This is a genomic window from Corynebacterium guangdongense, assembly GCF_030408915.1.
GTDB lineage: Bacteria > Actinomycetota > Actinomycetes > Mycobacteriales > Mycobacteriaceae > Corynebacterium > Corynebacterium guangdongense.
This window is the reverse complement of sequence record NZ_CP047654.1, coordinates 2056895-2070108: the sequence shown is the minus strand read 5'-3', so window position 1 is coordinate 2070108 and position 13214 is coordinate 2056895. Positions and strand designations below refer to the sequence as shown.

Sequence of the window (13214 nt, the reverse complement as noted above, 5' to 3'; positions counted from 1 at the left end):
GGCGTCACTCCCGCTCTGCCAGCATGAGCTGACGGATGGACATCAGGGCGACGGCGCCGGCGAAGGTGGCGACCCAGATCAGCGCGCCGACGTCCTGGCCGGCGGTGGTCCCGACGGTCCAGAACACGATGGCGCCGAGGATGAGGCCGACGACGATGAGTGCCGCAGTGATTTTGGGCAGCAGGGACGACCATCGGGCGGTCCCGCTGTCGATGCCCGCGCGCGTGGCGCCAGCATTTCCTTGAATACTCATATAACTCTTTCCTATCGAGTTGCGGAGGGAGTGTTCACCTGACGTACAGGCAACTCCCAAATATGATGATCGGACTATTTTGGGGGTTTGTCAACATTTGTGCGCTTAGCGAACGGAAGGGGAAAACGCCTGGTAAGCTGGATGTTTCGTTCTTTTCTCCCGGCGTTTCTCGGCGGGATATGGTGGCCGAGCGATGACGCGGGCGCTTGTGCCGAGGTCCCCAGGTCGCCATGCATGAGGGGAAAACAAGACCCGGCCCCCACGCGATGGTGGAGGCCGGGTCGGGTCGGTGCCCGGGGGCGGTGCTACTTGTTCAGGTCGCGGCCCTGGATGCCGGCCGGAACGGCCAGGACGGCGAGCAGGGAGAGCAGGGAGATGACGGCGATGTAGACGCCGATGGACAGGGAGGTGCCCGTCTCGGCGAGCAGCATCTGGGCGATCATCGGGGCGAAGGCGCCGCCGATGATGGAGCCGATGGCGTAGGAGATGGAGACGCCGGAGAGGCGGATTTCGACCGGGAACATCTCGGCGTAGAGGGCCGGCTGCGGGCCGTAGGTGACGCCGAGCAGGACGCCGAGGACGACGACGGCGAGGCCGAACCAGAGCGGGTTGGCGGTGTCGATGAGCAGCCAGGTCGGGATGGCCCAGGCGATCATGGCCAGGTAGCCGAGGGCGAAGGTGCGCTTGCGGCCGAGCTTGTCGGAGACGGCGCCGAAGAAGAGGGTGGCGATGATCCAGGCGGCGGCGGTGAGGCTGGTCAGGCCGAGCAGCAGGGTGCGGTCCATCTCGAGGACCTTGGTGCCGTAGGACAGGAAGTAGGCGATGGCCAGGTAACCGGCGGCGTTGACGCCGGCGAAGATGACGGCGGCGATGACGACCTTGCGCCAGTGGTTGCGGAAGAGCTCGGAGAGCGGGGCGGAGGACTTCTTCTTCAGCTGCTCCATCTCGGCGAAGACGGGGGACTCCTCGACCAGGCGGCGGATGAGGTAGCCGATGCCGATGAGGACGATGCTGAAGAGGAAGGGGACGCGCCAGCCCCAGGCCTCGAACTGCGCCGGGGTGAGGGTGGTGGTCATCACCAGCATGAACAGCGTGGCCAGCAGCATGCCGGCGGGGACGCCGACCTGCGGGAAGGCGCCGAAGAAGCCGCGGCGGGAGGTCGGTGCGTGCTCGACGGCGATCAGCGCGGCGCCGCCCCACTCGCCACCGGCGGACAGGCCCTGGAGGATGCGCAGCGCCACCAGCAGGATGGGGGCGGCGATGCCGATGGTCGCGTAGGTCGGCAGGAGGCCGATGAGCGCGGTGGCGCCGCCCATGCCGACCAGGGTGAGGACGAGGACGGGCTTGCGGCCCAGGCGGTCACCGAGGTGGCCGGCGATGATGGCGCCGAGCGGCCGGAAGAGGAAGCTGATGCCCAGCGACGCCCAGGAAATGATGAGGGCCAGGTTGGGGCTGGAGTTCGTGGCCGGGTTGAAGAACTGGGCGGCGAAGATCATTCCCGCGGCCTGCGCGTAGATGAAGAAGTCGAACCACTCGATGGTGGTGCCGACGAGCGCGCCAGCCAGGACTTTCCGGTGCTCGCTGGTGACGGTGCCGGACTCCGGGGCGCCGTGCGGGGCCGGGGGAGTCGGCGTGTCAGTTACACGGTGGCCAGAGGCAATTTCAGTGGTCATCGGTGTGAACTTTCTGTTGGGGACCCTTGGGGCGGGTCAGGCCGGAATGGTGCGGGACAAAGGGGGGGCGGTGCTATTTGGGGTGCTGAAACGTGACGTTTCAAAGAAATGAGGGGCGAAGCAATCAGCGAAGCAATCAGAACAACAGGGTGAAAAGTAAATGGGGACGACAACGGCACCAGACCACGCGCGAGACGTGGCGGTGGTACTGGTGCCGGGGGAGAACCTGGGGTGTGGCTAGGCGCGCGGTCGGTTGTCGACGATGCGCTTGGCCTTGCCTTCACCGGAGTCGACATAGTCGCGGATTTCCACGTCCACGCTGACGCCGATGTTGTCCTTGATGGCCTTGCGCAGGCGGTTGGCGGAGATGTCGGCGTCGGCCTGCGCGAAGCCCGGGGCCTGCTCGACCACGAGGGTCAGGTGGTCCATGCGGCCCTTCTTGGACAGGACGCACTGGTAGCGCGGGCGCAGGGTCGGGTCCTTGACGATGAGCTCCTCGAACTGGCTCGGGAAGCAGTTGACGCCACGCAGGATGATCATGTCGTCGTTGCGGGCGCTGATGCGCTCGATGCGGCGCATGGAACAGGCCGAGCCCGGCAGCAGGCGGGTCAGGTCGTGGGTGCGGTAGCGGATGACCGGGAAGGCCTCCTTGGTCAGGGAGGAGATGACGAGCTCGCCGTACTCTCCGTCCGGGACCGGCTCGCCGGTCTCCGGGTTGACGATCTCCGGGTAGAAGTGGTCCTCCCAGAAGGTCAGGCCGTCCTTGGTTTCCACCGACTCCTGGGCCACGCCCGGGCCGAGCACCTCGGAGAGGCCGTAGATGTCGGTGGCGTCGATGCCGAAGCCCTGCTCGAGATCGCGGCGCATGCCCTCGGACCACGGCTCGGAGCCCATGATGCCGACGCGCAGCGAGCAGTCGCGCGGGTCCTGGCCCTCGGCGCGCATGCGGTCGAGGACGTTGAGCATGTAGGAGGGGGTGCCCAGGATGGCATCCGGCTGGAAGTCGCGCATGACCTGGAGCTGGCGCTCGGTCTGGCCGCCGGAGGTGGGGATGGCGATGGCGCCGAGCTTCTCGACGCCGTAGTGGGCGCCCAGGCCGCCGGTGAACAGTCCGTAACCGAAGGTGACCTGGACCTTGTCGCCGGCGCGGACGCCGCCGTAGCGCAGGGAGCGGGCGACGAGGTCGGACCAGATCTCGATGTCGTTGCGGGTGTAGCCGACGACGGTCGGGCGGCCGGTGGTGCCGGAGGAGGCGTGGATGCGGACCAGCTTGTCGCTGGGGACGGCGAACATGCCGAAGGGGTACTCGCGGCGGAGGTCCTCCTTCTCCGTGAAGGGGAACTTCGACAGGTCGCTGAGGTCACGGAAGTCGTCCGGGTGGACGCCGAGCTTGTCGAACTCGCGGCGGTAGTGCTCGACGTTGTAGTACGCGTGGCGCAGGGTGCTCTTGGCGCGCTCGGTCTGCAGCGCGGTGATTTCGTCGCGGGAGGCGTACTCGATGCCGGTCTGGGGGCCGTGATGGGTGGAGGTGACGGTTGCGGCAGTCATGTTTTTCCTTCGTTGAGCACCGTGGCGACTGGTGAAGCTCCGCGGGACGGTGGTGGGGAACCCGGGAAGTTCAGCGTGTGTCGTGGCTGGGGAGACTTTATGAACAAAACCAACCGATCGGTCAGTTCGTTGTGACACAGGCTACAACGAACTCGCCGAAGGTCAAGGGTCTCATTCGATATCGGGCGGCGGTCACCCCTGCCGATCACCCCTTACGGACCCGTAACTTAGTGTGATCAATCGAAGGAAGCGCCAGGTCAGGGGCGATTGGCCAGACCCTCCATCACCATCGAGGTCACGGCGGTCGCCAGCTCCTCCGGCTGGAGCAGTCCCGTCGGGCGGTACCACTCGGTGATCGAGTTGATCGTGCCGAGGGTGAGTCGGCCGGCCAGGGCGGCGTCGATGTCGGTGCGCAGGAGTTCGTCCTGCTGGGCGGCCTTGACGTGGGAGATGAAGTCTCTGGTGATGCTGCGGCGGCGCTCCATGATCTCCTGCTCGACCTCGGTGTTGCCGCGCAGGCGAATCAGCAGCGTGACCTCGTCGGGGTTGGCGCACAGGACGGTGGTGGCGCCGAAGATGGCGGCGCGCAGCTGCTCCCGGGAGTCGCCGTCGGCGGTGGCGGCGTCGTCAAGCGCGGCGGTCAGTTCGCTCAGCGCGTGGTCGGTGGCCTCGACCAGGATCTCCTCCTTGGAGGAAACGTGGTGGTAGATGGCCGATTTCGAGATGCCGAGGCGGTCGGCCAGCTTGCCCATCGACGTCGCCTCGTAGCCGTGGGCGTTGAATTCGGCGACGGCGATGCGGATGATCTGCTCCCGTGAATAGCCGGGGCGCCCGCGCGCGCCGCTCTCCCGGGCGGTAGATGAGTGGGTGGTCGGCGGGGGTGTGGCTGCCACTGGAGATACCTCTCTAAGGCGGGTCGGGGTGGGCCGCCGGTGGGGGTGAATGGTCCGAAAGGTCCTCCCCGCCGGGGGCGGGACAACGTAGTCTCTGACGACATTACCTTCCGAGCGGTGGGTAATTACCTTCACCTGAGAGAGAAGTGAGAACCATGACCGAGACAGCAGCCACCGGCACCGCCCACGCCATTCTCGCCCCCGGGGTCGCGGAGGGGGAGCGCTTCGACCACGTCCGCGCCATGTACGAGTCCGACCGCATGTCCCAGTCCCTCGGGCTCTCCGTCACCGAGCTCAGCGAGACCGAGGTGCGTGGGCGCTTTGTCGTCGAGGAGTGGATGTGCAACGGGCACGGCACCGCCCAGGGCGGGGTCATCACCACCTTCGCCGACGCGCTCTTCGCCGGCGTGTGCAACGCGCCGGGCCAGCCGGCCGTCGCGGCGCAGCTGTCGGTGCACTTCGTCTCCCCGGCCCGCGTGGGCGACACCGTGGAGGGGCATGCTGTCAACCGCGCGACGTGGGGCCGCAACGGCGTCACGGATGTGGCCGTGACCTGCGGCGGGAAGCTGGTGGCGGAGTTTCGCGGCACTTCCCGGGTAGTCCCTTCGGTGTAACCCGAATCACCCCCGGTCCACCGGCCTCACGTCGCAGCCCTTGACGTGACCCAGCTCGCATCCATAAACTGACCGACCAATCGGTTAGTAATTCAGCCCGACGATCAGACACCGCCCACCGATAGACCGCAGGAGGAACGATGACCACCACATTCGCTTCCGACATCACCGGCCAGCGCGCAGCGCACCTGGACGCCGACGTGTCAGGACAGAAGCACTTCGACCAGCTCATCGCCGACGACAGTCGCGTCGAGCCGACCGACTGGATGCCCGAGGGCTACCGGAAGACCCTGACCCGTCAGGTCTCCCAGCACGCCCACTCCGAGATCATCGGCATGCAGCCGGAGGCCAACTGGATCAGCCGCGCCCCGAGCCTCAAGCGCAAGGCCATCCTCATCGCCAAGGTCCAGGACGAGGCCGGCCACGGCCTCTACCTGTACTCCGCGGCCGAGACCCTCGGCACCGACCGTGAAGAGCTGGTCGAGCAGCTGCTCAGCGGCAAGGCGAAGTACTCCTCCATCTTCAACTACCCGGCGCGGACCTGGGCCGACGTCGGCGCCATCGGCTGGCTGGTCGACGGCGCGGCCATCGCCAACCAGGTCCCGCTGTGCCGCGCCTCCTACGGCCCCTACGCCCGCTCCATGGTCCGCATCTGCAAGGAGGAGTCCTTCCACCAGCGCCAGGGCTGGGAAATCCTCTACGAGCTGGCCAACGGCACCCCGGAGCAGAAGCAGATGGCCCAGGAAGCCATCAACCGCTTCTACGGCCCGGCCCTGCAGATGTTCGGCCCGCCGGACGACGAGTCCCCGAACTCGAGGCAGTCCATGGCCTGGAACATCAAGCGCTTCTCCAACGACGAGCTGCGCCAGCGCTTCGTCGACATGATCGTCCCGCAGGCCGAGGCCCTGGGCCTGCACTTCGAGGACCCGGACCTGAAGTGGAACGAGGAACGCGGCCACTACGACTTCGGCGAGCTGGACTGGTCCGAGTTCAAGTCCGTCGTCTCCGGCAACGGCCCGTGCAACGAGCAGCGCATGAAGCACCGCCGCCAGGCCCACGAGGAGGGCGCCTGGGTGCGCGAGGCGGCGGCGGCCTACGTGCGTCGTCAAGCAGAGCAGTCCGAACCCGGCGCCCTGATCGCCTAACCCCACCACCAAGAAGTAGGAGCACCCACCCATGAGCGAGAACACCTGGCCCCTCTACGAGGTCTTCGTCCGTACCGGCCGCGGCCTCTCCCACGTCCACGCCGGCTCCCTGCACGCCCCGGACGACACCATGGCCCTGCGCAACGCCCGCGACCTCTACACCCGCCGCAACGAGGGCTCGAGCGTCTGGGTCGTCCCGACCGAGACCATCACCTCCTCCGACCCTGACTCCAAGGGCGGCTTCTTCGAGTCCGCCTCCGGCAAGAACTACCGCCACGCCACCTACTACAGCCAGGCAGAAGGAGTGAAGCACCTGTGAGCATCACGACCAACGACTCCGCGACCAAGCAGAAGATGGGCGACGGCATCACCGCCGAGGACATCGCCGCCTCGGGCGTGCGCGCCCCGGAGGCCGTCGCCGACTACGCCCTCACGCTGGCCGACGACTCCCTCATGCACGCCCAGCGCCTGAGCTGGTGGATCTCGCGCGCCCCGGAGATGGAGGAGGACATCGCCCTGGCCAACATCGCGCTCGACATGATCGGCCACGCCCGCTTCCTCTACACCTACGCCGGCAGCGCCTGGGGCAAGACCGAGGATGAGCTGGCCTACTTCCGCGACGAGGAGGAGTTCCGCTCCGCGGCGCTGGTCGAGCAGCCCAACGGCGACTTCGCCCATACCATCGCCCGCGGCCTGATCTACTCCTACTACGCCTACGGCCTCTACACCGCGCTGCTGGACTCCGAGGACCGGACGCTGGCCAACATCGCCGCCAAGGTGGTCAAGGAACTCGAGTACCACGTCGACCACGCCTCCCAGTGGCTGCTGCGCCTGGGCCTGGGCACCGAGGAGTCCCACGCCCGAATGCAGAACGGCCTCGACGTCATGTGGCCCTACGTCGACGAGCTCTTCGAGGACCTGGACGTCCACACCGCCCTGACCGGCGTCGCCGTCCTCCCGTCCAGCCTGCGCCCCGAGTTCGACCGGCGCATCACCGACATCATCGCCCAGGCCGGCCTGCAGGTTCCGACCACCAAGCCGGTCATGTCCGGCCGCCGCACCGGCGTCTACAGCGAGAACCGCGGCTACATCCTCGCCGAGATGCAGTCCCTGGCCCGCCGCCACCCGGGGGCGACATGGTGACCGAACCCCATCCGCTGCTGGCGCCGAACCTGGAGCACCCGCTCCGACCCACCGAGCCGCAGCTGCAGAAGGTGTGGGACGTCGCCGCCGGCGTCCCGGACCCGGAGATTCCCGTGATCTCCATCGCTGACCTCGGCATCCTCCGCGCCGTGCGAATGGAGTCGGGAATCCCCGTCCTCACCATCACCCCGACCTACTCCGGCTGCCCGGCGATGGAGACCATCACCACCGACGTGAAGGTGGCCCTGGCCGACGCCGGCTGGCCGGAGGCCGTCGTGGAACTGCGCCTCGACGAGGCATGGACCACCGACTGGATGACCCCGGTGGGGCGCGACGCGCTCCAGGAGTACGGAATCGCCCCACCCTCCGAGCAGACCCGGCGTGGGGCCGGCCCGATCCCGCTCACCCTCAGCCCGCCGGTGGCGTGCCCGCGCTGCCGCTCGCTCAACACCCGCAAACTCAGCCATTTCGGCTCAACCTCGTGCAAGTCCCTGTACTCCTGCAACGAGTGCCATGAGCCCTTCGACTACTTCAAGGTGCTGCGATGACCTCCCCAACCCAGACCCCCGCCCCGGCCCGCCGCCGCGCGAAGTTCCACGCGCTGACCGTCGCCTCGGTCCGCCCGCTGACCGAGAACTCCGTCGAGGTCACCTTCGACGTCCCGGAGGAGCTGCGCGAGGACTACAACTACCTGCCCGGCCAGTACGTTGCCCTGCGCCGCGACTTCGACGGCCAGGAGGTGCGCCGCTCCTACTCCATCTGCGACGTCTCCGACCCGGGCACGATCAGCGTCGGCATCAAGAAGGACCTCGGCGGCCTCTTCTCCACCTGGGCCAACGAGGAACTCGCCCCCGGCATGACCATCGAGGTCATGAACCCGCAGGGCGCGTTCACCTCCAAGGTGCACGTGACCAGCATGAACAACCCGGAGGCGCTGGTCGACGCCGAGAGTGCGCGCACCGCCAAGCCGCACATCGTCTCCTTCGCCGCCGGCTCCGGCATCACCCCGGTCATGGCCATCTCCAAGGCCTTCCTGGAGCGCACCAATGACGCCGACGTCGAGCTGGTCTACTCAAACAAGGGCCAGAACGACGTCATGTTCGCCGAGGAGATCGGCGACCTCAAGGACAAGTACCCGACCCGCCTGGCCGCCCACCACATCCTCACCCGGGAGAACCGCCCCAACCCGCTCTACTCCGGCCGTCTCGACCAGGAGAAGCTCGACCTGCTGCTCGACCGCGTCATCGACGTCGAGCGCGTCGACGAGTGGTTCCTGTGCGGCCCCTTCGAGTTCGTCCAGATGATTCGCGACACCCTCGCCGCCCGTGGCGTGGCCGCCGAGAAGGTCCGCTTCGAGCTCTTCACCACCGGCGACCCGGCCGACGGGCCCTCCCCGGCGCGCGGCCGCCAGATCCAGATCGACTCGAACGAGAAGACCTACACGATCAACTTCCACCTCGACGGCACCGACTCCACCAGCGAGTCCCCGGTCTCGGCCAACGAGACCATCCTCAACGCGGCCCTGCGCTCGCGCCCGGACGTCCCCTACGCCTGCGCCGGCGGCGTGTGCGGCACCTGCCGCGCCAAGGTCATCACCGGCGAGGTCGAGATGGACGAGAACTACGCCCTCGAGCCCGAGGAGGTCGAGGCCGGTTACGTCCTGACCTGCCAGACCCGCCCGACCACCGACACCCTCACCGTCGACTACGACGCCTAAGAGTTATTGGAGCCGTGCCCATGATCGACGTCCACATCGACACCGAGACCAACGTCGCCGAGATCGTCCTCAACAACCCGGCCGCCCGCAACGCCCTGAGCGAGGCCGACCTGAGCGAGCTTGCCGACGCCTACATGGAGGCCGAGCGCGCCGGCGTCCGCGCCCTCCTCCTGCGCGGCGAGGGCAAGGGCTTCTGCGCCGGCCGCAACATCAAGGGCGTGGTGCCCGCCGACGACGACGCCACCGACTACCTGGCCAACAAGGTCACCCCGGTGCTCAAGCAGATGAGCCGGTTCCCGGCCCCGACCTTCGCCGCCGTCCAGGGGCCCTGCCTGGGCGTGGGCCTGGGTCTGGCCATCGCCACCGACGTCGTCTACGTCGCCGAGGACGCCAAGATCGGTTCCCCCTTCGCCAACCTGGGCGCCACCCTCGACTCCGGCGGCCACCACCTGTTCTACGAGCGCCTCGGCGCGCACCGCACCATGGACCTGATCATCACCGGCGAGCTCATGTCCGGCGCCGAGGCCGCCCGCGCCGGGCTCTTCTCCCGCGCGCTCCCGGCCGATCAGCTGCTCGAGTTCACCCGCGAGCGCGCCGCCCGCGCCGCCCGCGGCGCCACCCAGGCCTTCCTCACCAGCCGCGCCCTGGTCCATGACCTGCGCGACCGCTCCACCGGCATGTGGGAGAGCATCGACGTCGAGAACGTCGAGCAGGGCCGGCTGTGCGGCACCGAGGACTACGCCGAAGGCTTCGCCGCCTTCAACGAGAAGCGCACCCCGGCCTTCGCCGGCCGCTGACCCCCAATCATTTCGAGAGTCCGATTTTTCGAGCGAGGAGAGTTTCCGTTCATGAGTAACCCGAACGCTTATCTGGTGTCCGGCCGCCGCACCCCGGTCGGCCGCTACGGGGGCGCATTGTCCTCCGTCCGCCCCGACGACCTGGCCGCGCTGACCATCCGCGCGGTCATCGAGGAATCCGGCGTCGACCCGGCGGCCGTGGATGAGGTCATCCTCGGCAACGCCAACGGCGCCGGCGAGGAGAACCGCAACGTCGCCCGCATGGCCTGGCTGCTGGCCGGCTACCCCGACACCGTCCCGGGCATCACCGTCAACCGCCTGTGCGCCTCCGGCATGAGCGCGATCGCCCAGGCCGCCGCCATGATCAAGTCCGGCGAGGCCGACGTGGTCCTCGCCGGCGGCGTGGAGTCCATGTCCCGGGCCCCGTGGGTGACGGCGAAGCCGACCACGGCCTTCGCCAAGCCGGGGGAGGCCTTCGACACCTCCATCGGCTGGCGCTTCACCAACCCGATCTTCCAGGACCAGGAGAAGACCACCTACTCCATGCCGGAGACCGCCGAGGAGGTCGCACGCGTGCGCGACATCAACCGCGCCGACGCCGACGCCTTCGCCGCGCAGTCCCAGGCCCGGGCCCGGGCCGCCATCGAGGCCGGGCGCTTCGACGCCGAGATCGTGCCCGTCGAGTTCACCGACCGCAAGGGCAACGTCACCATCGTCGACACCGACGAGGGTCCGCGCCCGGGCACCACCACCGAGGTGCTCGGCAAATTGCGCCCGGTCGTGGCCGGGGGAGAGGTCGTCACCGCCGGCAACTCCTCCTCGCTCAACGACGGCGCCTCGGCCATCCTCGTGGTCTCCGAGGCCGCGGTCGAGCGCTACGGACTGAAGCCCCGGGCCCGGGTCGTCGGCGCCGCCAACGCCGGCCTGGCCCCGGAGGTCATGGGTCTGGGCCCGGTCCCGGCCACCCGCAAGCTCACCGAGCGTATCGGCTGGAGCATCAGGGACTTCGACGCCGTCGAGCTCAACGAGGCCTTCGCCACCCAGTCCCTGGCCTGCATGCGCGAGCTGGAGCTGGACCCGGAGAAGGTCAACGCCTGGGGCGGGGCCATCGCCCTGGGCCACCCGCTGGGCTCCTCGGGCTCGCGCATCACCATCACCCTGCTCAACCGCCTGGAAGCCGAGGGCGGCACGAAGGGCCTGGCGACCATGTGCGTCGGCGTCGGCCAGGGCTCCGCCATCGCGATCGAGAGGGTGTAGTGATGTCAGAATTCACCACCCTGATCTGGGAGGAGAGCGGGGACCGCGTCACCGTCCGCCTCAACCGCCCCGAGGTGCGCAACGCCATCGACGAGACCATGGTCGCCGAGCTCCACGAGGTCTGCGCCCGCCTGGAGAACGACCCGAAGATCCTCATCCTCACCGGCTGCGAGCATGAGGGCAGGGGCATCTTCGTCTCCGGCGCCGACATCGGCCAGCTGCGCCAGCGCCGCCGAGACGACGCCCTGCGCGGCATCAACAACACCATCTTCAACCGCATCGCCACCCTCCCGGCCCCGGTCATCGCCGCCATCGACGGCTACGCCCTCGGCGGGGGACTGGAGCTGGCCCTGGCCGCCGACTTCCGGGTGGCCACCGAACGCGCCAAGTTCGGCCAGCCGGAGACCGGCCTGGGCATCATCGCCGCCGCCGGCGGCCTCTGGCGCCTGCGCAAGCTCGTCGGGGAGTCCCTGGCCAAGGAGATCCTCCTGGCCGGGCGGATCCTCGACGGCGCCGAGGCGCGCGAGGCCAGCCTCATCAACGAGCTGCACGCGCCCGAGCAGCTTGACGACGCCGCGCAGGCCTTCGCCGACCGCATCGCCGCGCAGGACCCGCTGGCCGTGCGCATCTCCAAGGCCGTCATGGCCCTGCCCGAATCCGCCCACCCCTCGGTCGACAACATCGCCCAGGCCGTGCTCTTCGAGTCCGAGGCCAAGTTCGACCGCATGCAGGCCTTCCTCGACCGCAAGAAGAACCGATAGGACATCGCAATCATGCCTCAGACCCAGACCCAGTCCCAGAACCTCATCCAGGCCAACGAGGGCTCCGTCCCCGCCCGCGTCGGCGTCCTCGGCGGCGGCCGCATGGGCGCCGGCATCGCCCACTCCTTCCTTGCCGCCGGAGCGCACGTCACCGTCGTCGACATCAACGACGCCGCCATCGAGGCGGCCCGCGAGCGCATCACCCGCGACTCCGAGGGCTCCTTCAAGCGCGGCGCGCAGGGCAGCCTCGACGAGTGGCTCTCCCGCCTGAGCGTCACCACCGACCACGCCGCCTTCGCCGGCCTGCCGCTGGTGGTGGAGGCGGTGCCGGAGTCCCTGGAGCTCAAGGCCGCCTCCTTCGCCACCATCGCCGAGTTCGCCCCGGAGGCGGTCATCGCGACCAACACCTCCTCGCTCTCGGTCTCCGACCTGGCGCTGAGCGTCGACAACGACGTCATCGGCCTGCACTTCTTCAACCCGGTCCCGGCCTCCAAGCTGGTCGAGATCGTCGTCGCCGAGTCCACCCCGGCCGGCCTGGTCGAGCAGGCCCGCGAGTGGGTCAGCGGCCTGGGCAAGACCCCCATCGTCGTCAACGACGCCCCGGGCTTCGCCTCCTCGCGCCTGGGCGTGGCCATCGCGCTGGAGGCCATCCGCATGGTGGAGGAGGGCGTGGCCAGCCCGCGCGACATCGACAACGCGATGGTCCTGGGCTACAAGTTCCCGGTCGGGCCGCTGGCACTGACCGACATCGTCGGCCTCGACGTGCGCCTGGGCATCGCCGAGTACCTCGAGTCCACCCTCGGTCAGCGCTTCGCCCCGCCGCAGCTGATGCGCGACATGGTCGAGCGCGGCGAGCTGGGCCGCAAGGCCGGCAAGGGCTTCTACGACTACAGCTAGCCGCGCTTGTCGACGATGGCGTTGGTGATGCGCGCGGTGCACAGGCGCTTGCCGGCGTCGTCGGTGATGAGCACCTCGTGGCTGGTCAGCGTCCGCCCCAGCCTGATGGCCGTGGCGGTGGCGGTAACCTGGCCCTGCAGGCCGGAGGAGTGGTGGGTGGCGTTGATGTCCACGCCCACGGCCACCTTGCCCAGGGTGCTGGCGTGAATCACCGCGGCCCAGGATCCGACGGCCTCGGCCAGGCACACCATCGCCCCGCCGTGCAGCAGCCCCAGGGACTGCCGGTTGCCGTCGACGGGCATGGTGGCCACGACCCGCTCGGCCGACTCCTCCACGATCTCCACGCCCATCTTCTTGTCGAGCTCGCCCAGCACGATCTTCCACATATCAGTCATTAGGACCACCCCTTCATCGTTGTTTCGCTCAGGGGGTTCCATTAATTCCCCAGAGCCTTATACTAACCACAATTCCTTACCGTCCGGTCGGTCACTTAATCGGCCCGGCAGGAACCACTAC

Annotated in this window: 15 protein-coding genes; 10 read left to right on the top strand and 5 right to left on the bottom strand. The window is 68.4% G+C overall.

All coding sequences use genetic code 11. The features are described 5' to 3' along the window. Nucleotides 1-4: 4 nt before the first annotated feature. The 4 genes from CGUA_RS09735 to CGUA_RS09720 form a co-directional block, all read right to left on the bottom strand. On the bottom strand, nucleotides 5-253 hold the full coding sequence (locus CGUA_RS09735) for a hypothetical protein (RefSeq protein ID WP_290195160.1): 249 nt from the start codon (nucleotides 251-253) through the stop codon (nucleotides 5-7). Between the two features lie 305 nt (nucleotides 254-558). Further along, a complete protein-coding gene (locus CGUA_RS09730) occupies nucleotides 559-1926 on the bottom strand; it encodes an MFS transporter (RefSeq protein ID WP_290195157.1) in 1368 nt (455 codons plus the stop codon). Nucleotides 1927-2163: 237 nt separating this feature from the next. Beyond that, nucleotides 2164-3474, bottom strand: coding sequence for an AMP-binding protein (locus CGUA_RS09725; RefSeq protein ID WP_290195155.1), 1311 nt, complete (start codon nucleotides 3472-3474; stop codon nucleotides 2164-2166). Between the two features lie 257 nt (nucleotides 3475-3731). Continuing rightward, a complete protein-coding gene (locus tag CGUA_RS09720) occupies nucleotides 3732-4367 on the bottom strand; it encodes a TetR/AcrR family transcriptional regulator (RefSeq protein WP_290195153.1) in 636 nt (211 codons plus the stop codon). Between the two features lie 155 nt (nucleotides 4368-4522). On the opposite strand from CGUA_RS09720, the gene paaI reads away from it, so the two are divergent. The 10 genes from paaI (at nucleotide 4523) to CGUA_RS09670 (ending at nucleotide 12698) form a co-directional block, all read left to right on the top strand. Continuing rightward, nucleotides 4523-4981 carry a hydroxyphenylacetyl-CoA thioesterase PaaI gene (paaI, locus tag CGUA_RS09715; protein WP_290195151.1) on the top strand — a complete coding sequence of 153 codons (459 nt, stop codon included), beginning with the start codon at nucleotides 4523-4525 and terminating at the stop codon, nucleotides 4979-4981. Between the two features lie 140 nt (nucleotides 4982-5121). Then, nucleotides 5122-6126 carry a 1,2-phenylacetyl-CoA epoxidase subunit PaaA gene (gene paaA / locus CGUA_RS09710; RefSeq protein WP_290195149.1) on the top strand — a complete coding sequence of 335 codons (1005 nt, stop codon included), beginning with the start codon at nucleotides 5122-5124 and terminating at the stop codon, nucleotides 6124-6126. Between the two features lie 31 nt (nucleotides 6127-6157). Continuing rightward, nucleotides 6158-6445 (top strand): 1,2-phenylacetyl-CoA epoxidase subunit PaaB, encoded by a 288-nt coding sequence (gene paaB / locus CGUA_RS09705; RefSeq protein ID WP_290195148.1) that lies wholly within the window; start codon nucleotides 6158-6160, stop codon nucleotides 6443-6445. Then, a complete protein-coding gene (gene paaC / locus CGUA_RS09700; protein WP_290195146.1) occupies nucleotides 6442-7269 on the top strand; it encodes a 1,2-phenylacetyl-CoA epoxidase subunit PaaC in 828 nt (275 codons plus the stop codon). Before paaB ends, paaC begins: the two co-directional genes overlap by 4 nt. Then, entirely contained in the window at nucleotides 7263-7817 is a 555-nt protein-coding gene (paaD, locus tag CGUA_RS09695) for a 1,2-phenylacetyl-CoA epoxidase subunit PaaD (RefSeq protein WP_374725041.1), read from the top strand. Before paaC ends, paaD begins: the two co-directional genes overlap by 7 nt. Next, nucleotides 7814-8986 carry a 1,2-phenylacetyl-CoA epoxidase subunit PaaE gene (paaE, locus tag CGUA_RS09690; protein WP_290195143.1) on the top strand — a complete coding sequence of 391 codons (1173 nt, stop codon included), beginning with the start codon at nucleotides 7814-7816 and terminating at the stop codon, nucleotides 8984-8986. Before paaD ends, paaE begins: the two co-directional genes overlap by 4 nt. Before the next feature lie 20 nt (nucleotides 8987-9006). Then, complete coding sequence (locus CGUA_RS09685; protein WP_290195142.1) at nucleotides 9007-9783, top strand: enoyl-CoA hydratase/isomerase family protein; 777 nt, start codon at nucleotides 9007-9009, stop codon at nucleotides 9781-9783. A 51-nt stretch (nucleotides 9784-9834) separates the two neighbouring features. Beyond that, nucleotides 9835-11040 carry an acetyl-CoA C-acyltransferase gene (locus tag CGUA_RS09680; protein ID WP_290195140.1) on the top strand — a complete coding sequence of 402 codons (1206 nt, stop codon included), beginning with the start codon at nucleotides 9835-9837 and terminating at the stop codon, nucleotides 11038-11040. Between the two features lie 2 nt (nucleotides 11041-11042). Next, nucleotides 11043-11801, top strand: a complete 759-nt coding sequence (locus CGUA_RS09675; RefSeq protein WP_290195138.1) for an enoyl-CoA hydratase/isomerase family protein — start codon at nucleotides 11043-11045, stop codon at nucleotides 11799-11801. Nucleotides 11802-11813: 12 nt separating this feature from the next. Then, complete coding sequence (locus CGUA_RS09670; RefSeq protein ID WP_290195136.1) at nucleotides 11814-12698, top strand: 3-hydroxyacyl-CoA dehydrogenase family protein; 885 nt, start codon at nucleotides 11814-11816, stop codon at nucleotides 12696-12698. Here CGUA_RS09670 and CGUA_RS09665 read toward each other — a convergent pair. Continuing rightward, nucleotides 12695-13093: a PaaI family thioesterase gene (locus CGUA_RS09665; RefSeq protein ID WP_290195133.1), complete on the bottom strand. Its 399-nt coding sequence runs from the start codon at nucleotides 13091-13093 to the stop codon at nucleotides 12695-12697. The two genes, CGUA_RS09670 and CGUA_RS09665, sit on opposite strands and share 4 nt — an antisense overlap. Nucleotides 13094-13214: the final 121 nt, after the last annotated feature.